At 59.9% G+C, this 21040-nt stretch carries 16 protein-coding genes and 2 tRNA genes; 4 read left to right on the forward strand and 14 right to left on the reverse strand.

Features of this window, described 5'->3' with window-relative positions:
- Nucleotides 1-233: 233 nt before the first annotated feature.
- From carB to rpsF, 12 genes are all read right to left on the reverse strand, one after another.
- Nucleotides 234-3548: a carbamoyl-phosphate synthase large subunit gene (gene carB / locus I2H81_RS05710; RefSeq protein WP_195644884.1), complete on the reverse strand. Its 3315-nt coding sequence runs from the start codon at nt 3546-3548 to the stop codon at nt 234-236.
- A gap of 1 nt (nt 3549) precedes the next feature.
- Complete coding sequence (gene carA / locus I2H81_RS05715; RefSeq protein WP_195644885.1) at nt 3550-4998, reverse strand: glutamine-hydrolyzing carbamoyl-phosphate synthase small subunit; 1449 nt, start codon at nt 4996-4998, stop codon at nt 3550-3552.
- A gap of 206 nt (nt 4999-5204) precedes the next feature.
- Nucleotides 5205-6170 carry a hypothetical protein gene (locus I2H81_RS05720; RefSeq protein ID WP_195644886.1) on the reverse strand — a complete coding sequence of 322 codons (966 nt, stop codon included), beginning with the start codon at nt 6168-6170 and terminating at the stop codon, nt 5205-5207.
- A 19-nt stretch (nt 6171-6189) separates the two neighbouring features.
- Nucleotides 6190-7962 (reverse strand): ABC transporter ATP-binding protein, encoded by a 1773-nt coding sequence (locus I2H81_RS05725; RefSeq protein WP_195644887.1) that lies wholly within the window; start codon nt 7960-7962, stop codon nt 6190-6192.
- A 184-nt stretch (nt 7963-8146) separates the two neighbouring features.
- A complete protein-coding gene (locus I2H81_RS05730) occupies nt 8147-8842 on the reverse strand; it encodes an NUDIX domain-containing protein (RefSeq protein ID WP_175406092.1) in 696 nt (231 codons plus the stop codon).
- 21 nt (nt 8843-8863) lie between these two features.
- Entirely contained in the window at nt 8864-10168 is a 1305-nt protein-coding gene (purD, locus tag I2H81_RS05735) for a phosphoribosylamine--glycine ligase (protein WP_117786843.1), read from the reverse strand.
- Between the two features lie 118 nt (nt 10169-10286).
- The gene (locus I2H81_RS05740; protein WP_195644888.1) at nt 10287-11573 is read right to left on the reverse strand and encodes an adenylosuccinate synthase; all 1287 of its coding nucleotides are present in this window, start codon (nt 11571-11573) and stop codon (nt 10287-10289) included.
- 93 nt (nt 11574-11666) lie between these two features.
- The gene (dnaB, locus tag I2H81_RS05745) at nt 11667-13064 is read right to left on the reverse strand and encodes a replicative DNA helicase (protein ID WP_006235827.1); all 1398 of its coding nucleotides are present in this window, start codon (nt 13062-13064) and stop codon (nt 11667-11669) included.
- A gap of 218 nt (nt 13065-13282) precedes the next feature.
- Complete coding sequence (rplI, locus tag I2H81_RS05750; protein ID WP_022094073.1) at nt 13283-13822, reverse strand: 50S ribosomal protein L9; 540 nt, start codon at nt 13820-13822, stop codon at nt 13283-13285.
- 15 nt (nt 13823-13837) lie between these two features.
- Nucleotides 13838-14104: a 30S ribosomal protein S18 gene (gene rpsR, locus I2H81_RS05755; protein WP_006235829.1), complete on the reverse strand. Its 267-nt coding sequence runs from the start codon at nt 14102-14104 to the stop codon at nt 13838-13840.
- A gap of 72 nt (nt 14105-14176) precedes the next feature.
- A complete protein-coding gene (locus I2H81_RS05760; protein ID WP_138341029.1) occupies nt 14177-14629 on the reverse strand; it encodes a single-stranded DNA-binding protein in 453 nt (150 codons plus the stop codon).
- A gap of 48 nt (nt 14630-14677) precedes the next feature.
- Complete coding sequence (gene rpsF / locus I2H81_RS05765; RefSeq protein WP_006235831.1) at nt 14678-14971, reverse strand: 30S ribosomal protein S6; 294 nt, start codon at nt 14969-14971, stop codon at nt 14678-14680.
- Between the two features lie 504 nt (nt 14972-15475).
- Here rpsF and I2H81_RS05770 point away from each other — a divergent pair.
- Nucleotides 15476-15566, forward strand: a tRNA-Ser gene (locus tag I2H81_RS05770).
- A 48-nt stretch (nt 15567-15614) separates the two neighbouring features.
- Nucleotides 15615-15705: transfer RNA gene (locus I2H81_RS05775), tRNA-Ser, on the forward strand.
- Between the two features lie 189 nt (nt 15706-15894).
- On the opposite strand, the gene I2H81_RS05780 is transcribed toward I2H81_RS05775, so the two are convergent.
- Nucleotides 15895-16902: a hypothetical protein gene (locus tag I2H81_RS05780; protein ID WP_195644889.1), complete on the reverse strand. Its 1008-nt coding sequence runs from the start codon at nt 16900-16902 to the stop codon at nt 15895-15897.
- Nucleotides 16903-17207: 305 nt separating this feature from the next.
- On the opposite strand from I2H81_RS05780, the gene I2H81_RS05785 reads away from it, so the two are divergent.
- Together I2H81_RS05785 and I2H81_RS05790 are read left to right on the forward strand one after the other, a co-directional pair.
- Nucleotides 17208-17897, forward strand: coding sequence for a trimeric intracellular cation channel family protein (locus I2H81_RS05785; RefSeq protein WP_229108094.1), 690 nt, complete (start codon nt 17208-17210; stop codon nt 17895-17897).
- Nucleotides 17898-18003: 106 nt separating this feature from the next.
- The gene (locus tag I2H81_RS05790; protein WP_195644890.1) at nt 18004-19149 is read left to right on the forward strand and encodes a bactofilin family protein; all 1146 of its coding nucleotides are present in this window, start codon (nt 18004-18006) and stop codon (nt 19147-19149) included.
- A 144-nt stretch (nt 19150-19293) separates the two neighbouring features.
- Here I2H81_RS05790 and I2H81_RS05795 read toward each other — a convergent pair whose 3' ends face one another.
- Nucleotides 19294-21015 carry an isopeptide-forming domain-containing fimbrial protein gene (locus I2H81_RS05795; protein ID WP_195644891.1) on the reverse strand — a complete coding sequence of 574 codons (1722 nt, stop codon included), beginning with the start codon at nt 21013-21015 and terminating at the stop codon, nt 19294-19296.
- Nucleotides 21016-21040: the final 25 nt, after the last annotated feature.

Consider the following 21040-nt stretch of genomic DNA (forward strand, 5'->3'; position numbering starts at 1 on the left):
ACCTGAAGGCCCCATACAAAATGTGGGCTCTGTCGTCCGAATGAACGACAGAGCCCACACTCACTTTTTATTCATCCCCAGTCATCGCGCAAAGCCCCTTCGGCAGCACACGATGCAACCGAGTCACCGTAGGCCGGGGCGGGAGGGGCCGAGTTTCCTCCTGAACGACTCTGCTTGCAGCCGGAGCGAAAGGGGGAAATCTCGGCCCCTCCCGCCCTGGCCGGCCAGGTCAACTACACCGTGTGCTGTGGCAGGTCCTGCAGGGCGATGACGTCCATGCCCATGTCGTTGGCGCTGCCGTGACCCTGCTGGTCCTCGCGCACCGCCTCGATGGCGCTCACGTAGGTGTTGGCGGCAGACATCGCCGTCACGCAGGTCACGCCGCGACGCACGGCCTCGGTACGTAGCAGGTAGCCATCGCCACGCGAGCCCGGACCGTACGGCGTGTTGATGATTACCGCAATCTTGCCATCGGCGATGAGGTCGCCGATGTTGGGACGCTCGCCGTCGTGCGGGCCGCTGATCTTCTCCACGACTTCGCACGTCACGTTGCCGCCGCGCAGCACGCGCGCCGTACCCTCGGTGGAGCAGATGTCAAAGCCCAGGTAGCGCAGGATACGCGCGACCGAAAGGATATGACGCTTGTCGCGGTCGCATACGCTGATGAACACCTTGCCGCAGCTCGGATCGGGCAGCTTGTAGTCGATTGCCAGCTGCGTCTTGGCGTATGCCTCGGGATAGCTCTTGGCGATACCCATGACCTCGCCCGTCGACTTCATCTCGGGCCCCAGGATAACGTCGGCACCGGGGAAACGACCCCAGGGCATAACGGCTTCCTTCATGCAGAACCAATCGAGCTGACGCTCGTCGCTCGGCAGGCCCAGGCTCGCGATGGAATCGCCTGCCATGATACGCGCCGCGCACTTGGCGAGCGGCACACCGGTGGCCTTGGAGATAAACGGCACGGTGCGGCTCGCGCGCGGGTTGGCCTCGATCACGTAGACGGTCTCGCCCTTGATGGCGTACTGCACGTTGACCAGGCCGCGGACTCCCAGCGCCATCGCGATGCGGCGCGTGGTCTCGCGGAGCTTCGCCTGCAGGCTCTCGCTAAAGCTGAACGGCGGGATGCAGGTCGCAGAGTCGCCGGAGTGAATACCGGCCTCCTCGATATGCTCCAGGATACCGCCGATGTAGACCTCCTCGCCGTCGCACAGGGCGTCGACGTCGGACTCGATCGCACCCTCCAAGAAGCGGTCCAGGTACACCGGGTAGTCGGGGCTAATGCGCGCAGCCTCGGCCATGTAATCGCGCAGATGCTCGGCATCATAGGCGATCATCATGCCGCGGCCGCCCAGCACGTAGCTCGGACGCACCAGCAACGGGTAGCCGATGTGCGCGGCCACGGCCTCGGCCTCCTCAAACGAGGTGGCCTGGCCCGCCGGCGGGTACATAATGCCCAGCTTGTCGAGCAGGGCGGCAAAGCGCTCGCGGTCCTCGGCAAAGTCGATGGCATCGGGCTTGGTGCCCATGATGTTGACGCCACTCTCCTCGAGCATGCGCGCCAGCTTAAGCGGAGTCTGGCCGCCGAGCGTCACCACGACGCCGTCGGGACGCTCAACATCGATGACATCCATGACGTCCTCGTAGGTGAGCGGCTCAAAGTACAAGCGGTCCGAGGTGTCGTAGTCAGTCGAGACGGTCTCGGGGTTGCAGTTGACCATGATGGTCTCGAAGCCGCGGGCCGCCAGCGCGTAGCTCGCGTGCACGCAGCAGTAATCGAACTCGATACCCTGGCCAATGCGGTTGGGGCCGGCGCCCAGAATCATCGCCTTGGGCTTGTCCGCCGGCGTGGTCTCGTCGGGAGCCACGCACTTCTTGGCATCCGGGCTCGTGCGGTAGATGTTCTCGTACGTCTTGTAGTGGTACTCCGTGGCGCTCGAGAACTCCGCAGCGCAGGTATCGACCGTCTTCATGCTGGGAACCACGCCCAGACCCTTGCGATAGGCGCGCACAAAGCGCTCGTCCGAGCCGGTCAGCGCGGCGATCTCGGCGTCGCTCGTGCCGTACTGCTTGAGCAAGCGCATCGCGTCGGCGTCGATATCCTCCACACGCAGGCCGCGGATGCTCTCCTGAACCTGCACCATGTCGTTGATACGGTTGAGGTACCACGGATCGATACCGCAAATAGCGTGGATACGCGCGATGTCCCAGCCGCGGCGCAGGGCTTCGACCACAAAGAAAATGCGGTGCTCGGTCGGGGTGGCCACAGCCTGGGCGAGCTCGTCGTCGCTCAGCTTGTCGGCACCCTCCTTGCCACCGGCGCAAATGCCCTGATGGCCGTCCTCCAGCGAGCGCATGGCCTTGCCGAAGGCCTCCTCAAAGGTGCGGCCGATCGCCATGATCTCGCCTACGGCCTTCATGCGCGTGGTGAGCGTGGGGTCGGTACCCTTGAACTTCTCGAAGGCAAAGCGCGGCACCTTAACGACGCAGTAGTCGATCGTGGGCTCAAAGCAGGCGGGCGTGGCCTTGGTGATGTCGTTGACGATTTCGTCGAGCGTATAGCCCACAGCCAGGCGCGCGGCGGCCTTAGCGATGGGAAAACCCGTGGCCTTGGAGGCCAGCGCGGACGAACGGCTCACGCGCGGGTTCATCTCGATGACGATCAAGCGACCGGTGTTGGGGTTCACGGCAAACTGCACGTTGGAGCCACCGGTCTCGACGCCGATCTTCTCCAGAATGGCGAGCGAGGCCACGCGCATGCGCTGATACTCAAGGTCGGAGAGCGTCTGCGCCGGCGCCACGGTGATGGAGTCGCCGGTATGCACGCCCATGGGGTCGAGATTCTCGATGGAGCACACGATGATGCCGTTGCCGGCGTGGTCACGCATGACCTCCATCTCATACTCTTTCCAGCCCTCGATGGATTCCTCGACCAGCACCTCGTGGGCGGGCGAAAGCTCCAGGCCCTGGCTCACGATGGAGACGAGCTCCTCGTGGGTGTGAGCGATGCCGCCGCCGGCGCCGCCGAGGGTAAAGCTCGGGCGCAGTACGCAGGGATAGCCCACGCGCTCGGCGATAGCCTCGGCGTCGGCCACGCTGTAGGCATAGCCCGAGCGCGCGACCTCCAGGCCAATCTCGGCCATGGCCTCGTTAAAGAGCTTGCGGTCCTCGCCGCGCTCGATAGCGGCCAGGTCGCAGCCAATCATCTCGACGCCGTACTTGTCCAGCGTGCCGTCTTTCGCCAGCTCGACGGCGGCGTTCAGACCGGTCTGGCCGCCCAGCGTGGGCAGCAGCGCGTCCGGGCGCTCTTTCTTGATCACGCGCTCGATAAACTCGGCGGTGATAGGCTCAACATAGGTGCGGTCGGCAAGACCCGGGTCGGTCATGATGGTCGCCGGGTTGGAGTTGACCAGGATGACCTCAAAGCCATCCTCCTTGAGCACCTTGCAAGCCTGGGCGCCGGAGTAGTCGAACTCACAGGCCTGGCCAATAACGATGGGGCCCGAACCAATGACGAGGATGCGCTTGATGTCAGTACGTTTCGGCATGTTAGTTCTCCTCGGTCTCGGTCGCGGCGGTCTCGGCGGTCTCGGCGAAATTCCAGCCCTGCAGGCGGTCCTTCGCGGTGTCGATGTCCAGGTAGTTCTCCTCGCCGTCCATGAGTCGCGTAAAGGCGGTAAAGAGATAGTGGGCATCGGTGGGGCCGGGCGAGGCCTCGGGGTGGTACTGGACCGAGAAGCACGGGGCGTCGAGCAGCTGGATGCCCTCGGCGGTGCCGTCGTTGAGATTCACGTGCGTCAGGCGAATACGGCCGAAGCGCTCGTTCATCACGACCGGCGCAATGCCGCGACGCACCCAGGCGCGCAGGTCGCCATCGGCCGCATGCTCGGTCTCGCCGCCGGAAAGCTCCGGGATCAGTTTGCCCAGACTGGGGAACAGCAGGCCAAAGCCGTGGTTTTGCGCGGTGATCTCCACGCGCCGGCTCACCAGGTTCATAACCGGCTGGTTACCGCCACGATGACCGAATTTAAGTTTTTCCATTTGGGCGCCGCACGCCAAGCTGATCATCTGGTGACCGAGGCAAATGCCAAAGACCGGCACCTTGCCGATCAGTTGCTGCACCTGCTCGTAGGTCTCCACCACGGCATCGGGGTCGCCGGGGCCGTTGGATAAAAAGACGCCGTCGGGATTCATGTCGAGCACCTCACTCGCGGGCGTATCCCACGGCACGACAGTAAGGTCGCAGCCGGCGCGGACGAGGCCCTCCAGAATGCCGCGCTTGACGCCGCAGTCGTAGGCGACCACGTTGTGGCGGGCGGGGGCGGCAGGGGCGAGCGCAAAGTCATGCGTAGCGGGCAGGTCGGCAGCTGCAAACTCGTGGGGTACGGGGCAACTTACGGTCTTGACCAGGTTCTCGCCTACCAGCGTGGGCGCTGCGGCCAGACGCTCGGCAAGCTCGTCGACGTCGAAGATCTCGGTCGAAATAATGCCCATCTTGGAACCATTGTCGCGCAGGTGGCGCACCAGGGCGCGAGTGTCGACACCCTCGATAGCGACGATGTCGTGAGCGCGCAGGTACTCCGGCACGCTCACGGCCGAGCGCCAGTTAGAAGGCATGGCGCACATGTCGCGAACGATCATGCCGCGCATGGCCGGAGCGCTCGCAGGGCACACGGCGTCGCCGGGGAAGGCCGACTGGACGTCGGTCTCGTCGATACCGTAGTTGCCGATCTGCGGATAGGTCATGGTTACGATTTGGCCGGCATAACTCGGGTCGGTCATGACCTCAAAGTAGCCCTCGAGCGAGGTGTTGAAGCAAACTTCGCCGGTCGCGGTGCCCTCGGCGCCGCATGCACGTCCATAAAAAATGGTCCCATCCTCAAGATACAGGATGCAGGGACCGCAGGTGCCCTTGCTGGTTTTGGCCAGCATACGCTGGCAAAGCTCGCTGGGCGCGAAGGTGCGGGCGGCAGCGCCCGCGGTATGGTTGTTCGCCATAATTCTCCTTCCCGGTCTCACAGGACCGGCTTAAAGGTGTGTAGTTAGGCCTCGCGGTATTGTAACCGCAAGCATGCCTCATGGCGTTAATTTCATCGAAATGTTTACGAAATGATAATTATGACTTTCTATGCATAATGTTTTTTAATCCCCGTCCCAGAAAAATCATCCCGCGGGGCTTGTGGCTCACGCGGGATGATGGCGTCTTATTTTTTCTTGTCCTGCTCCAGCAGTTCGGACGGTGTGCGATCGGGCTTGCCGCCACGGAAAATCTCGCGGCCATGCAGACGATGCTCCAGGTCACGTTCGGCTTTTTCCTCGTCAATCTTGGTCTGGCTCACCACCGGGTCCTCAATCAACGACGACACCGAGTTCACCTGCTTCTGAATGCGCTCGGCGATGGTGTCATCCATACTCACGATGCGCATCTTCCAGTCGATACTCGTGGCGTTGGATGAGCTCTTGGTCCACACGAACGTCAAAATGGCGCTCTGGTGGCCGCGCGCGGGGAACATGCCAAAGAAGGAATCGTGCTGAATGTTGCTATCCTCGTCGATATAGGCGTGAACGTTATACACCACGCGGTCGATCTTATCGTTGAGCAACGCGTTGGTCGCAAGCGCCGCGGCCTGAATCTGCCCGTTGGACAGCAGCTCGAGCTCATTGGCAGACGACGTGTCCAACACCGTCACCTCGACCGTGCCCGTGCGTTCATCGGCTTCATCGACGGTGAAGTCGAGCGGGAACTGCGTAAAGCCGTTGCCCCATTCAAGTCCACCCTTGAGCGCGGTCGAAACGGTATCGACCGAAACGCTCTCGGACAGGTTGGCGGTGTTCAGACGACGCATCACGCCGTAGCCAATCTGCATGCCCACGATCAGCACCAAAATACCGATGACCACGGCCATCGCGGTCTTCGTAATGGTATGGCTCACCTGCGAGCCCGAAGGATCGTCCTCGGACAGCGGGTCGATATGTTTTGCCTGGCTCTCGCGGTCCTCGCTGCGCAGCTGCGCTAGCGCCGCTTTGTCACCGCGCTTGGCCGCAGCCTCCTTCTCACGCATGCGCTCGGTACGCTTTTTGGCGAGCGTGGGATCCAAGACGCCGGATGCATCGATTTCGGAGAATAACTCCGTCACTTCTTCCGGAGTCAAAGGGTTCTTGTCAGCCATAAACTTCCTGTCATATCAATCAGTCGAGCTCGTGCGCACGCGCACCTTCGAACTGCATTCGATAGTAACGGGCATAGGTGCCGCCACGGGCGAGAAGCTCCTCGTGCGTGCCACGCTCCACAACGCGACCATGCTCAACGGTCGCAATCTCATCGGCATGCTTAATGGTCGAAAGACGGTGGGCGATAATAATCGTGGTGCGGCCGCGTGCCAGCTCTTCGAGTGACTCCTGCACCGCCTCCTCGCTCTCGTTATCCAAAGCACTCGTCGCCTCGTCCAAAATCAGGATCTTGGGGTTCTTGAGAAACACGCGCGCGATGGCAACGCGCTGCTTCTGTCCGCCCGAAAGACGGCTGCCGCGCTCGCCCACCACGGTGTCGTAGCCCTGCGGAAGCGACTCGATAAAGGCATCGATGTTGGCGCGACGGGCGGCCTCGGCGATCTCTTCTGCCGTGGCGCCCGGCTTGCCGTAGGCGATGTTCTCGCCAATCGTACCGTCAAATAGATAGACATCCTGCTGCACCAGGCCGATGGCGCGGCGCAGGCTCTGCTGCGTCACATCGCGCACGTCCTGGCCGTCGATGCTAATGGATCCGGCAGCCACGTCATAAAAGCGCGGCAGCAGCGAACAGGTCGTGGACTTGCCACCGCCCGAAGGGCCAACCAGCGCGATGGTCTGCCCGGGCTTGATGGACAGATTCATATGGTCGATAACGGGACGCTCGTCGGCATAGCCCTCGCCCAGCTCGACATCCTCGTAGTTAAAGCACACGTCGTGATACTCCACGGCGCCGGCAGTCACCTGCAGATCCGTAGCGCCCGGCTTGTCCTGGATATCCGGCGCGGTCGAGAGCACCTCGTCCATACGTTTAAAGCCGGCGATAGCCTTCTGATACGTTTCGGCCGAATTGACGAGCGTCTCGAGCGGCGTGCAGAACAGCGAAATATAGAGTGCAAAGGTCGCCATATCGACCGCCTGCAGCTGTCCCTGGGCGACCAGCCAGCCGCCCAGCAGCACCACGATCACATAGAGCACACCCGAGAGCAGGCCATACGTCGCGGTATAGACGCCCATGGCGTGATACATGTTCTCCTTGGACGAAAGATAGCGATTGTTTGAGGCGCGGAACTTGAAGCGTTCGGTCTCCTCATTGGCAAAGCTCTTGACCACACGCATGCCCGCCAGCGAATCCTGCAGCTGCGCATTGATGCCGCTGATTTTTTTGCGGTTGTCGCTAAAGACCTCGCGCATGCGCATGTTCTGCCAAAACATGATGACCGCAAACGCCGCCGTCACCACGGCCATGGCGAGCGCCAGCACCGGGGCAATGGTAAAGAGGATCACAAATGAGCCGATGATCTCGATGCCGCAGATGATGATCCACTCGGGCACGTGGTGCGCCGCCTCGCAGATATCGAACAGGTCGTTGACCACGCGGCTCATCATGTCGCCCGAGCTGTTGCGGTCGAAGTATGCAAAGCTAAAGCGCTCATACTGGTCGAACAGGTCCTCGCGCATTTTGGACTCCATACGCGCGCCCATCACGTGACCCCAATAGCTCACAAAATAGCGGCAGGCGCAGCGGACGGCATACATCAGCACCAAGCCCACCGCGATCATGCCGAGCGCCTGCATAATGGCAGCCTGACCCTGAGTAAATAGCCCACCGGTCAAATTGCGCAGAATAATGGGGAACGCCAGGTCAATGGCGGCAAGCACCAGAGCACAAACAGTATCAGCAACAAAAAGCCCCATCTGGGGCTTGTAATAAGACAAAAACCTCTTCAGCATAATCACCTTACGCGGTTTTACCAAACCGCGTTTCGTCTCGACGCTGCAAGTGCTCCATTTGGACAATCTGGCCTTCAATCGTCGGTCGCGTATATCCATACGCTTCCCTCCTCTTTTAGGCCACCTTGTCTCAAATGGAGCACTTTCGCTGACTTACACAAACCTGCGGGATCATCCCCGCTCGTTAAAGCTCGGCCCCGCCTAGTCGGTGCGCGATGCTGTCGCAGGCAAGCGCGCCTACGACGGTCTTGGCGTCTTCGATCTTGCCGTCGAGCACGGCGTCGATCAGCTCGTGCAGCGGCACCAGGTCCACGTTGACAAACTCGTCATCATCGGGGTTGGGCGCATCAAACTCGAGCTTGGTAGCCAAGTAGATGTGGATGATCTCATCGCAAAAACCGCAGGACGTGACAATCGACGTCAAAAAGCGAATACGACCAGCCTTAAAGCCCGTCTCCTCATGCAGTTCGCGCTTGGCGCAATCGAGCGGGTCCTCGCCCGGGTCGAGCTTGCCGGCAGGAATCTCGACCGTCACGCGGTCGATGGCGGTGCGGTACTGACGCACCAGTACGATCTTGCCGCTCTCGGTCAGTGCCACAACGGCCGCCGCACCCGGATGGCGAACGATATCGCGGGCGCTGCGGTGACCGTTGGGCAGCTCAACCTCAAGACGGTGGACGTCGAGAATCTTGCCCTTCCAGGCGCACTCCTCCGAAAGAATCTTCTCGTGCAGCTCGGCATCGTGCGGGTCGTCGTCGCCCAGCACCAGTGCCGGCTCGTCAGCGACCTCGCCACCAGGCTCGCCCTCGGCGTGCCCATACATGCGGCTGTCCTCTTCGACGATCTGCGCGTCCACGAGCTCTTCGTTCTTCTCGTCCATCCGTCTCATTCCTCTCGGACTTTAGGCATCCCAGGCGTCGCGGCCGCGCAGCGCGCGCAGGCCGATGTCGTGACGCAGGGTCTTGCCCTCAAAATCAATCTTCTCGCAGGCCTCGTAGGCAAGGTTGCGAGCGTTCTCGAACGTGTCGCCCAGAGCGGTCACGGCAAGCACGCGGCCACCATTGGTCACGAGCTGGCCGTCCACCACAGCAGTGCCCGCGTGGTACACGGTCACGTTCTCCATGGCCTCGGCATCCTCAATACCGGTGATGACCTTGCCTTTCTCGTAGCTGCCGGGGTAGCCCGCGCTCGTCAGGACAACGGCCACGGCCCACTCGTCGCGCCAGTCGAGTTCAATCTGGTCGAGCTCGCAGTTGGCACAAGCCAGCATGACCTCAACCAGGTCGTTCTTAAGGCGCGGCAGCACGACCTGCGTCTCGGGGTCGCCAAAGCGGGCATTGAACTCCAGCACCTTGGGGCCGGCAGGCGTGAGCATAAAGCCGCCGTACAGGCAGCCGCGGTAGTCGATACCCTCGGCAGCGAGCTCGGCCACGGTCTGCTCCATGACCGCCACCATGGTGGCGTGCTCCTCGTCAGTCACGATGGGCACCGGGCTGTAGACGCCCATGCCGCCGGTGTTGGGGCCCTTGTCGCCCTCGAGCGCGCGCTTGTGGTCCTGCGAGGTGGCCATGGGGCGCACGGTCTTGCCGTCGGTAAAGGCCAGCAGCGAGCACTCGGGACCAACGAGCATCTCCTCGATAACCACGGTGTTGCCGGCATCGCCAAAGGTGCCGCCAAAGCACTCGCGCACGGCCTCCTCGGCCTGCTCAAGTTCGGTCGCCACGATAACGCCCTTGCCCGCGGCAAGGCCGTCGGCCTTGACGACCAGCGGGGCGCCCTGCTCGCGCACGTAGGCGAGAGCCGAAGCCTCGTCGGTAAACGAACCATAGGCTGCCGTCGGGATACCGGCGCGCTCCATGAGCTGCTTGGAGAACAGCTTGGAGCCCTCCATCTGGGCGCCCTCGGCACCCGGGCCAAAGCAGGGAATACCCGCCGCGCGCACGGCGTCGGCCACGCCCGCCACGAGCGGAGCCTCGGGGCCAATTACCACGAGTCCGCATCCGTGGCTCTGCGCAAACGCCGCCACGGCCGCAGGATCGCAGTCGTCGAGAACAACGTTCTCGCCGCAGCTCGCGGTGCCGCCGTTGCCCGGCGCAATGTAGAGCTTGCCGGCGCGCGGTGATGCTGCGAGCTTAGCTGCCAAAGCATGCTCACGGCCGCCGCTGCCCAACAACAGGATGTCGATGGTTTGAGTGTCCGCCTTCAAGGGTGCCTCCTCTATGGATGAATGGCCCGCTCCGCGCGAGCCCTTTGCAAGCAAATATACCCCTCGGCCGCCCGTCCGGGCTGCAAAGGGGTATATCGCAATAACCAAATAGTCCCGATTACTTCCAGAATCGGTTGATGATCTGCTCGCGACCAGCGCCAACGCCAATGAACGTCACGCGGGTGTGTGCCAGATCCTCGATAAACGCCACGTAGTCCTGAGCCTCTTGCGGCAGCTCCTCAAAGCTGCGGCAACCGGTGATGTCGCACTTCCAGCCAGGGAGCTCCTCGTAGATGGGCTCGGCATGCTCAAAGCGCACCTGGTGCTCGGGCACGCTGGTGTAGCGCTCGCCATCGACGTCGTAGGCCACGCACACCTTGATGGTGTCGAAGGCCGAAAGCACGTCGAGCTTGGTCACGGCGATGTCGGTGAGGCCGTTGACGCGCGAGGCATAGCTGGCGATAGGGCCGTCAAACCAGCCGCAACGACGACGGCGACCGGTGGTCACGCCGTACTCATAGCCCTCCTCGGTCAGCGTGTGGCCAGCCTCGGACTCATAGGAAAGCTCGGTGGGCATGGGGCCCGAACCGACGCGGGTGATATAGGCCTTCATGACGCCCAGCACGCGGTCGACATTCTTCATACCGACGCCGGAGCCGGTAATGGCGCCGCCGGCGGTGCAGTTGGAAGACGTCACGTACGGATAGGTGCCGTGGTCGATGTCGAGCAGCGTCGCCTGGGCGCCCTCAAACAGCAGGTCCTTGCCCTCGTCGATCATGTTGTTGAGCAGCAGGCTCGTCTCAGTGATGTAGGGACGCAGGCGCTCGGCCATGGGCAGGTACTCGTCGCAGATCTGGTCCACGGTGTAGGTGGGCAGGTGATAGATGAGCTCGAGCTCGGGATTCACGCGGGCGAGAGCGGTCTCCAGCTTGTCGCGGAACAGCGTCTCGTCCAGCATGTCCTGCATGCGCAGGCCAATGCGGGCCATCTTGTCCTGATAGCACGGACCAATGCCGCGCTTTGTGGTACCGATGTTCTTCTTGCCGAGCTTCTGCTCAAAGGCGCCATCCAGATCGATGTGGTACGGCATGATGACATGCGCGTTGCCGCTAATCTTGAGGTTCTTGGTGGTGATGCCGTCGGCCTCGAACATGTCGATCTCCTCAAGGACAACCTTGGGGTTGACGACGCAGCCGTTACCGATCACCGACACGTGGTCGGAATACATGATGCCGGAGGGCACCTGGTGCAGGCCGTACTTCTTGCCGTTGACGACGATGGTGTGGCCGGCGTTGTTGCCGCCCGAATAGCGCACGACGGCATCAAAGTCGCCGGCGACCAGGTCGCAGATCTTACCCTTGCCCTCATCGCCCCACTGGGCACCGACCAAAACGGTTGACGGCATGTTTACTCCTCACATTCATGGACTGTCTACGCGCCATGCCGGCACGCAGAAGCACAAAACATTCCCAGTATACCCGTGCAACGGGCGCCTGTCCTACTCCTCGGCATGCGCCCCATCAAGCTCATAGAACTTGGTGGATGCCGGCAGGAACATCAGGTCGACGTCGCCGATCGGGCCCGAACGGTTCTTGGCCACGACGATACGCGTAACGCCCTCGTCGGGTCGATCGTCGCGCGAGGCTTCGGCCTCGTCGGCGGAGCGGTCCAAGAACATGACGATATCGGCGTCCTGCTCGATGGAGCCCGATTCACGAAGGTCGGAAAGCTGCGGGCGCTTGCCGGTACGGGATTCGACCTGACGCGAGAGCTGCGACAGCGCGATGAGCGGGATCTTGAGCTCCTTGGCCATGATCTTCAGACCACGCGACATCTCCGAAACCTCGACGGTACGGCTCTCGGAGCGGCGTCCCGGCGGAGGACTCACCAGCTGCAGGTAGTCCAGGATGATGATTGCCTTCTCCTTGTTATGGAGCATACGGCGGCTCTTGGCGCGAATCTCGGTCACTGTGGTGCCGGGCGTATCGTCAATCAGAATATCGAGCTTGGACAAGGTCTGCGTGGCCTCGTTGATATTGGCCCACTGTTCGGGGCTAATACGGCCCATGCGGAAGTCACTGATCGAGATCATGGCGTAGGCGCAAATCAGACGCTGGGCAATTTCCTTGCCCGACATCTCCAGCGAGAAGAAGCCGACGGTATAACCAGCAGCGGCAGCGTTAAGTGCCAGGTTCAGAGCGAACGACGTCTTACCTACAGCAGGACGGGCGCCGATGATGATGAGCTGGCCCTCGCGAAAACCCATGAGCATGCGGTCGAGCGACGGGAAGCCCGTGGGCACGCCCGCAGCCTGGCCACCGGCCTGGCACACTTCCTCGGCCTCGTTATAGGCCTCGACCATAAACTCGGTCAACGTCTTGTAACTCGACTTGACCTCGCGCGCCGTAACCTTGAGCAGCTTGCTCTCGGCCAGCTCGACAACCTCTTTGGTGTCGGTGGGGGCATTATATGCCAGCGCGTTGATCTCGTTGGTGGCGCCGATCAGCTCACGCAGCATCGAATCGCGGCGAACGATGGCGGCATGATGCTGCCAGTTGACGAGCGACAGGGTCTGACCCATCAACTCCAAAATGTACGCTTCGCCGCCCACGGCATCGAGCTTGTTGATGCTTCGCAGGTAATCGATCAGCGAGATGGAGTCGATGGGAATGCGGCTGTTGTACATATCGACCATCGCGGTATAGATGGTCTTATGAATGGGCCGGTAGAAGTCATCGGGCTGCAGCTCGACCTGGGCTTCTTCGACCACCTCGGGCGATAGCAGCATAGCGGCCAGCACATTGGCCTCTGCATCTTGGTTTTGGGGAAGACCCAACTTTGAGCCGCGGTCCTCAACCGTCAGCCCGGTCTCCCTATCGTCATATGCCATGAGCATCCTCATTCATATCGCTTGCGAGCATCCATAGTATCAGCCACGGTCCCAAAACGCGCCGCGCGCCGCCAATCATCACCGAACCAAACGGATGAACGGTCCTGTATATAGGACTTCGACGCAACGTTCACCATGACACTCACTCAGCGCAAAAAACAAAAGGGCGCCCTGGTTTCCCAGAGCGCCCTTCTTAGAACAAGATTGTTGCGTTGCAGCAAATGCTACTCGGCAGCAGCCTCAGTCTCGACCTCGGCGGTCTCGGCCTCGGCGACCTCAGCGGCCTCCTCGACCTCAGCCTCGGCAGCGAGCTCCTCGGCGGTAACGCCGACGAGAACGACAACCTCGGCCTTGATCTCGCGGTACAGCGAGATGGCAACGGTGTGGGCACCGGCAACCTTGATGGGCTTACCGAGCTCGACGCGCTTGCGGTCGATGTCCATACCGAGCTGAGCCTTGATGGCGTCAGCGATCATAGCGGCGGTAACGGAGCCAAAGAGGATGCCCTCGTCGCCGACCTTGACGTCAACGGTGACCGTCTTGCCCTCGAAGGCAGCCTTGGTCTCGTTGGCGGTAGCCAGACGGACGGCCTCGCGCTTGGCGATGTTGTTGCGACGCTCGTCAAGCTGCTTGAGGTTGCCCTTGGTGGCGGCAACAGCGAGCTTCTTGGGGAACAGGAAGTTCTCAGCGTAACCCTGAGCGACCTCTACGACGTCACCCTCGCCGCCCTTGCCCTTGATCTCATCGAGAAGAATAACCTTCATGATGCGTCTCCCTTCTTAGCCGCGGTCGCGGTTGCCACGAGAGGAAACCACGGGGACGGTGTACGGCAGGAGAGCCATCTCGCGGGCGCGCTTGATGGCGTTGGCGATGTCATGCTGATGCTGCGTGCAAGCGCCAGTGACGCGACGGGGCTTGATCTTGCCACGGTCGGTCATGTACTTACGGAGAAGCTGAGTGTCCTTATAGTCGATGAACTCAGTGTTCTCCTTGCAGAACTGGCAGTACTTACGACGCGGCTGACGTGCAGAAAAATCATTAGCCATGTCAAAATACCTTTCATTTGGCAACTTCGGCGAACCGAAGCCGCCTCTCACTCAAAAATAGGTGAACAACCCTTAGAACGGGATGTCCTCATCGTAGACGTCGACCGCGGGCGGCGTAGCCACCGGCGCGGCAGGACGTGCTGCGGGCGCGGAAGCTGCGGGGGCGTAACCGCCCTGGTCGTAGCCACCCTGGCCACCACGGGAGCTCATAAACTCGATCTCATCGACGATGACCTCAAGCTTGCTCCGGCGCTGGCCGTCGCGCTCCCAAGAGCTGTAGCGCAGCTTGCCCTCAATCGCGACCTTGTTTCCCTTTGCCAGGAAACGGCTCACGGCCTCGGCGCGGGTGCCGAACATGGTGCAGTCGACAAAGTTGGGATAGTCCTCCCACTCGCCAGTCTGCGCGTTGCGGCGACGATCGTTCACGGCGACGCCAAAGGACAGAACCTGGGTTCCGCCGGCGGTGGCGCGCAGCTCGGGATCGCGGGTGAGGTTACCGGTGATGTTCACTCGATTGATGCTCATAACTCACTACTTCCTCTTGGGGCACAAGCCCAGTCCAAAACGACAGTCTTACTCCTGGTCGTCGCGACGGACGATCATGTGGCGGACCACAGCGTCGGTGATGCGCAGGACGCGATCAAGCTCGGCGATCTGGGTAGGATCTGCGTGGAAGTTGATGAGGGTGTAGTCACCATCGGTGAGGTCGTTGATCTCGTAGGCGAGCTTGCGCTTGCCCCACTCGTCAACGGAGTCGACCTTGCCAGCGCCCTCAGCGATCGTGGTATCGATACGCTTCATAACAGCGAGACGAGTCTCGGGGTCGAGCGACGGATCAACAAAGAACAGCAGTTCATAAGCCTTCATATTGTCACCTCCTCTGGGCAAATGTGGCTTCAGGTCGTGAAGGTGCGCCTGAAGCAGGAAAAGACTTGGTAATAATATCTTTCAACCTCCTAGGCTGCAAGAATATGCAGCTACAACCTCATGACCTCCACATATGCCCATACTCGCACGACGTTTCATGCGCATTCCAACCAAATGCTGACCAAAAGCTTGACGGATCTGTGGACAAGATACGGTGCCGTGAGGACAAGCTGAGCCAAGTCGCAGGTCAACGGGCGCATGGTTGTGGTCGCAAAATGCATACCAGTGGCCCACAGCACCACCCAAAGATTTTTAAATTCATTGCCAAATCGCTTATAAATACCCCTTTTGAACAATTGAGTTGATCAACTACGCTGGTCGGAAGCCGTTTTTTGGCATCTCAAACCCCGCTGCAACGCCAAACGCGGCCAAGCGTTTTAAAAAATGCCAACTTTTCTGTTTGCACTTTGCGATTCCTCGTGTATACTGACTTTCGCATTTAACGGAGAGTTGTCCGAGTGGCCGAAGGAGCACGATTGGAAATCGTGTAGGCGTCAAAAGCGTCTCCAGGGTTCAAATCCCTGACTCTCCGCCAGTTAATTCCAAAGCAGGCCTTCGAGCCTGCTTTGTTTTTACCCCACGCGGAGGGGTGGCAGAGTGGTTGAATGCGGCGGTCTCGAAAACCGTTTGGCCTGTATAAGGTCACGAGGGTTCGAATCCCTCCTCCTCCGCCATTTTGGTTGAGAAAGCTCCCAAGAATGGGAGCTTTTTTGTTTTGAATCCCTAACAAGCAAATAAGGCAGAGGAGGAGGGATTCGAACCCACCCCTCCCTCAAAACATGTACGTCACCCTCCAAAACCGACATTTTTCGACATCTTTGAAGGCTGACGTACACGTTTGGATTGAGCTCACGGGAGTGGCGCTATTCGGAAGGTGTCTCCTCGTCTCGCATGCCTTTCCAGTTGCGGATAAGTGCCTTGCGTAGTTCGTTTTGTTTTCTCTGGTACTCGGTGTTGGTACAGCGAGGCATGCCGAGTGCTTCGCGAATGTTGTTCATGGCGCGGTGAAAGGCGAGCTGACTGCTGAACTGAGCCGAAGTGAGCGTAACGATTCGATATCCCATTTGGGAGAGAACGGCCTCTCGTTCCGCATCCGCTCCCTTGCGCTCGACCTCGTCGTGAAAGCCGCCCTTATATTCGATACCGAGCTCCCTGCGCTTGTAGGTAACGAGCGCATCGATTTTGAGCGTTCGAGCTTTGGCGCAATGCCAGAGACGTTGAGGGATCTCGAGCGGTTTGTTGAGTTCGATACCTCGGATGCCAACGCCGCCTTCGCTTGTTGGGAGCGAGAGGGCGATTGCCGAAGCGGTCTCCATAGGCGAGGCCGAGTGATCGTAGATGTGCCTGAGAGCGAGCCGTGCACGCGTGGCACCGGGTTTGCCGGGGTGCCGATCGAGCAGTTCGGTTATTTCATCCTTTGAGGTAGTGGCTGGTTGCTCGGTATAGGGGTCGGCGGGATTGAGCCTCATGCGATAATCGCCGCAAACTTCATAACCATACTCGAGATATTCGGTCTTATCCATCCACTCGGCAGCGAGCACGAAGGTGAAGGCTTCGTCGGTGATGAAGATTCCGGGCGTCAGCTCGTCAATATGCTCGTAGGGAAGATTTTGTCCAAGAATGTGGCAAATGACGCCTTTGGTGCGAATTCGCTCGAATTCGAATACAACCGAGATATCGATAGTCTTGAGCATATCGGACGGAATGCCGCAGTCGGTAAGGGCCTGTCGTATGCGCGCAACGCGTTGCTGGGTGGAGATGCCTCGTGCGCCTATCTGGTAGTCGTGCCGTGCAAGAGACTGAACCAAATTCTGGGGTGCATGATGAACAAGCCATGCGGTTTTATGCGAAATGAGAACAGGGGTATCCATTGAGGGCCTCTCGCTCTGAGCCGGTATCCAACTCTTATGTCCGTTGAAGTGGGGAAATATACCGGATGTGGGTAAATCAACCCACTCATGCTGTGAGCTCAATCCAAACATGTACGTCAGCCTCCAAAGATGTCGAAAAATGTCGTTTTTGGAGGGTGACGTACATGTTTTGGATCCCTGGCATTCCAGCAATGCCACGCCAGCATCCGCTGCCGACCGTTTACCGAGCAATAGGGTCACCACGCCCGCCAACCATGTACTATGTACGAGCATTTGTCTAAACCCGCAACCAAAAGGACCCCATCTTGCCCGTCGTCGCCGCTATGACCGTTACCTCACACGCCACGGATGCCATGGTCGCTATCCCATTTTGGCTCGAGATGTTCGCTGTTGTCGCCGCATCGATCTCAGGCGTGTTGGTCGCACGCGAGCACAAGCTCGACCTGGTGGGCGCGGTCGCGCTTGCCGTGGTCTGTGGCCTGGGCGGCGGTCTTTTACGCGACATGACGCTGCAGGTGGGCAACGTCTACATCCTCAACCAGCCGATGGCACTCCCGCTTTCCATTGCCACGGCAGCCATCATCTATATTTTCCCGGCAATCGTCGACAAGCCCGAAAAACTCATCCCCCTGCTCGACATCATCTCGGTCGGCATCTATGCCGCCACCGGAGCAGACAAGGCGCTGGTCTACGGCTTTGCGCCAGCGGTGTGCATCATGATGGGCTTTTTCACCGCGGTGGGCGGCGGCATGTTGCGCGACAGCTTTATGGGCGTGGTGCCGGGCATTTTCCAGCGCACCAACTTCTATGCCATCGCAGCCATTGCCGGCTCGGCAAGCTATGTATGCCTTGTCATGAGCGGTCTTATGAGCAATGTCGCCGCGCTGGTCGTATGCGTCGTTGTGACCATGGGGCTGCGCTGGCTATCGCTGCGCTTTGACATCAAAAGTCCCACCGAGGAAGACATTGCGCGCTTTTTGCACCGTAAAAAATAGGTGGCGCGAGCTCATCCTTCGAAATGCAACCGAGAGGTTCTTTTAGAGCGCCCACGCGTTGGGTACCCTGTTAGGTGCATATCGAGCATCTGACGAAGGATTCACTATGCCCCACAATCAATTCCCGTCGACCCAGCGCCGTAAAGCGTGGGGCCGCATCACCATCCTATTCGCACTCATCGCACTGGCGATCACCGCGCTTCCCACGGCGTCGTTCGCCGGCACGGACACCGCAGGCAACGTACTTACGACCGACAACGACGCCAATCCGTCCGGCGTCGAAGGTGACCTGTACTGGGCAGGTCAGAGCCTCAACCTGGACGACACCTCCATCGACCGCGATATCATCGCCGCGGGCGATACCCTCTCGATCCGCGACTGCACGGTGGGCGGCGCCGTTCGTCTTGCGGCGCGCACCATCGACATTGCCAAGACTACGGTTGACGGCAGCGTCACGGTCGTCGGTCAGCATGTCGTGCTCAATTCCGACAGCACCGCCAACTGCTTCTATGCGATAGGCGAGACGGTTGCCCTGCGCAGCTCTACCAAGTCGGCAGCGCTCGCGGGCGATACGGTGACCATCGATGGCACCGTCGAGGGCGATGTCGAGGTCTGGGCCGACAAGCTCATCCTGGGCAAGAACGCCCACATCACCGGCACCGTGAACGCGCACGTCTCCGAGGACCCCGAGCGCGCCGCGGGAGCCGAGGTCGGTGCCCTCAAGATCGACCGCACCGAGAACGAGGATTCTTCCACCGTTAACGATGTCATCGGCGGCATCGTCGCCGCGGCGCTCTCGACCTGCTTCATCGCCCTACTGCTCGAGCTCGTCTTTCCGCGCGCGACCGCCAGCGCCGCCGGAATGCTCCACCAGCGCCCCACGCCCCTGTGGGTGAGCGGTCTTCTGGGCACGGTCGCTATCGTCCCCGCCGTCCTACTGCTGATTATCTCAATCGCTGGCCTGCCGCTTGCCGGAACCCTCTTGTGCGGCGTTATCGGCATCGCGTTGGTGTCGAGCGCCTTTGCGGGGTGCGCGATCGCCCGCATGGTCGGACACAACCAGAACCGCTACGCCATGGCAGCCGCGGGCGGCGTGGCCGCGGGCGCGCTTACGGCAATCCCCCTCGTAGGCGATTTCATCAGCGGCGTGGCCTTTGTCTTCACGCTCGGCTACGTTATCCAGATCATCTGGCGCAACGCCCACCTCAAGTCGCAACAGCCGGCTAATACGCCGGAACTCCCCACCGCCTAGCCACCAACCACCACAAAGGGGACAGGCACCTTTTGTGGTGGTGTAATAGGCCCAGGTTTCTTTGCACCAACAAACGAAGCGGGGCACCCGATCGACCGGGCGCCCCGCTTTTTCATACCTCGTGTTGATATTCGAGGCGAACAGCTACTCCTCAGAACCGTCGTCGCGCTTACGGCTGCGGATGAGATGTGCCACGCCAATGCACAGCACCGCGCCACCAGCAATCCAAGTAAAGGTCACGCCGTTAAGACCGGTCAGTGGGAGGTTGATCTGTTTGGTATTGCCGACGGTAATGTTAAAGGTGCCGTCGGAGTTTGTGATGGTATCAGCTTTGGCCTCAAGCTTGTTATCGCCAACTTTACCCTCGCCATTATCGTTGATGCCGGCGATAAGCTTGTCAGATTCGGTCATAGAAAGCACTAGGCTTTCAATTTGAGTCCCATCCTCTGACATGGTCGGAACGATCTTGAAATCGAACGGTAAGATATCGGCATAACCGTCGAGATGTTTCTCTGTCACGGTATATGTGCCGGCATCGAGACCCGTCACCGTAAAACATCCGTCGTTCTTGGTCTGGAATACATATTCCTCGGTGGAGAGGGTGCCATCGTCCCGAACAAACTTACCATCCAAGGTCTTATCGTTTGGTTTATTCACCTGAATGGTAAACTGGGCACCGTTCAGAGCCCGCTCCGTTCCCAAGTCGACCTTATTGATCTTTAGGCCGTAGGTGTAGTCCCTGACAGTGTCGGGCACGGTTTGACCATGGTCGGTGGTCATGGGGTTGTTGGAGTAGTAAAGCGTTACGGTGTTGGGATTGCCCTTTCCGCCATCATTCCTACCGACGACCGCATGGCTATTGATCTGTGCCGTATAGGAAACAACGATGCAAGAATCCTTGGTGATGGTCACGTCTGGGATAGTTTTAAGGTTGTCGCGGGTCCATGTCGTCGTAACGCTACCGTCAGATGGATCAGCATTAGAGGACGCCTCGGTAAAGGCATTCGTAATGTCTGTAGCCGTATTATTCTCGTGGTTCGGATCAGCTTTCGCCGCCGTATACGAAGCGTACAGATAGACCTTGACGCTATTCTTCTGCAGCGTCAGGCCCTTGGAAATCTGATCGGAGAACTTGTAGAAATACGTGTCGTACTTGTCGAAGTTCTCGGCGACGGTGCCGTAGAGGTTGTACGTCACGTCCTGGCCGATCTGGGAATCGGCGGCATCGTGCTCTTTGCCATCAGCATCGCTCACGATTTTCTTCTCAACGGTAGGGATGCCCGTTTTCTCGTTGACGTTAACGGGCGTGCTTCCCACGACAGTGAAGATGGGAGACGTGCCCGTCTCGCCGTCTCCGATGGTGCCGGCATCGGTCACAAAGAGCCAGTAACCGTGCTCTAGACCGGAGGCAACACCAGCACTCGTTGTCTTTTTGTCAGTAAGATCGTCCACAGCAGCGGCAATCTTATAAGCAATGTTGTCGGGGCCAACGCAATATGCATCGTTGGTTCCCGTCACCTTACTCGTGATCCAGTCCGCAGCGTCCTGGGCGGTCTTGCCTTTGTAAGTCGGCTCCTCATTCATAATGACACCCTCGACAGCCGCCTTCACGCTACCGTTTGCCCAGGTGATATTACTCACAACCGTCTTACCTTCGACTGTCGCAACATCAGCCTTAAAAATCTGATAGCCATCGAATTCGGTATGGTTGCCCTCAACGTTCGCAATGGTCACCGAGCCATTGGCCGTTGCAGTCGCATCCTCAGCGAACGCCATCGTGACCGGTGCCATAACTCCACCGAAGCCCAACGCCGCGGTAAGTCCGGCGGTTACTGCTAGGCGGGCGATGTTCTTGGTTGCCTTCATGTTTGGTCCTCTTTCTTGGAGGGTT

The sequence above is a fragment of the Collinsella aerofaciens genome (genome assembly GCF_015561195.1).
GTDB classification, from domain to species: Bacteria; Actinomycetota; Coriobacteriia; order Coriobacteriales; family Coriobacteriaceae; genus Collinsella; species Collinsella aerofaciens_AC.

Excerpts from the sequence above, each read along its gene's own strand:
- I2H81_RS05760 (WP_138341029.1), bottom strand. The coding sequence starts at position 14,629 with ATGAGCATCAATCGAGTGAACATCACCGGTAACCTCACCCGCGATCCC.
- rpsR (WP_006235829.1), bottom strand. The coding sequence starts at position 14,104 with ATGGCTAATGATTTTTCTGCACGTCAGCCGCGTCGTAAGTACTGCCAG.
- carA (WP_195644885.1), bottom strand. The coding sequence starts at position 4,998 with ATGGCGAACAACCATACCGCGGGCGCTGCCGCCCGCACCTTCGCGCCC.
- dnaB (WP_006235827.1), bottom strand. The coding sequence starts at position 13,064 with ATGCTCATGGCATATGACGATAGGGAGACCGGGCTGACGGTTGAGGAC.
- carB (WP_195644884.1), bottom strand. The coding sequence starts at position 3,548 with ATGCCGAAACGTACTGACATCAAGCGCATCCTCGTCATTGGTTCGGGC.
- I2H81_RS05740 (WP_195644888.1), bottom strand. The coding sequence starts at position 11,573 with ATGCCGTCAACCGTTTTGGTCGGTGCCCAGTGGGGCGATGAGGGCAAG.
- I2H81_RS05730 (WP_175406092.1), bottom strand. The coding sequence starts at position 8,842 with ATGGACGAGAAGAACGAAGAGCTCGTGGACGCGCAGATCGTCGAAGAG.
- I2H81_RS05795 (WP_195644891.1), bottom strand. The coding sequence starts at position 21,015 with ATGAAGGCAACCAAGAACATCGCCCGCCTAGCAGTAACCGCCGGACTT.
- I2H81_RS05725 (WP_195644887.1), bottom strand. The coding sequence starts at position 7,962 with ATGCTGAAGAGGTTTTTGTCTTATTACAAGCCCCAGATGGGGCTTTTT.
- I2H81_RS05720 (WP_195644886.1), bottom strand. The coding sequence starts at position 6,170 with ATGGCTGACAAGAACCCTTTGACTCCGGAAGAAGTGACGGAGTTATTC.
- rplI (WP_022094073.1), bottom strand. The coding sequence starts at position 13,822 with ATGAAGGTTATTCTTCTCGATGAGATCAAGGGCAAGGGCGGCGAGGGT.
- rpsF (WP_006235831.1), bottom strand. The coding sequence starts at position 14,971 with ATGAAGGCTTATGAACTGCTGTTCTTTGTTGATCCGTCGCTCGACCCC.
- I2H81_RS05780 (WP_195644889.1), bottom strand. The coding sequence starts at position 16,902 with ATGGATACCCCTGTTCTCATTTCGCATAAAACCGCATGGCTTGTTCAT.
- I2H81_RS05790 (WP_195644890.1), top strand. The coding sequence starts at position 18,004 with ATGCCCCACAATCAATTCCCGTCGACCCAGCGCCGTAAAGCGTGGGGC.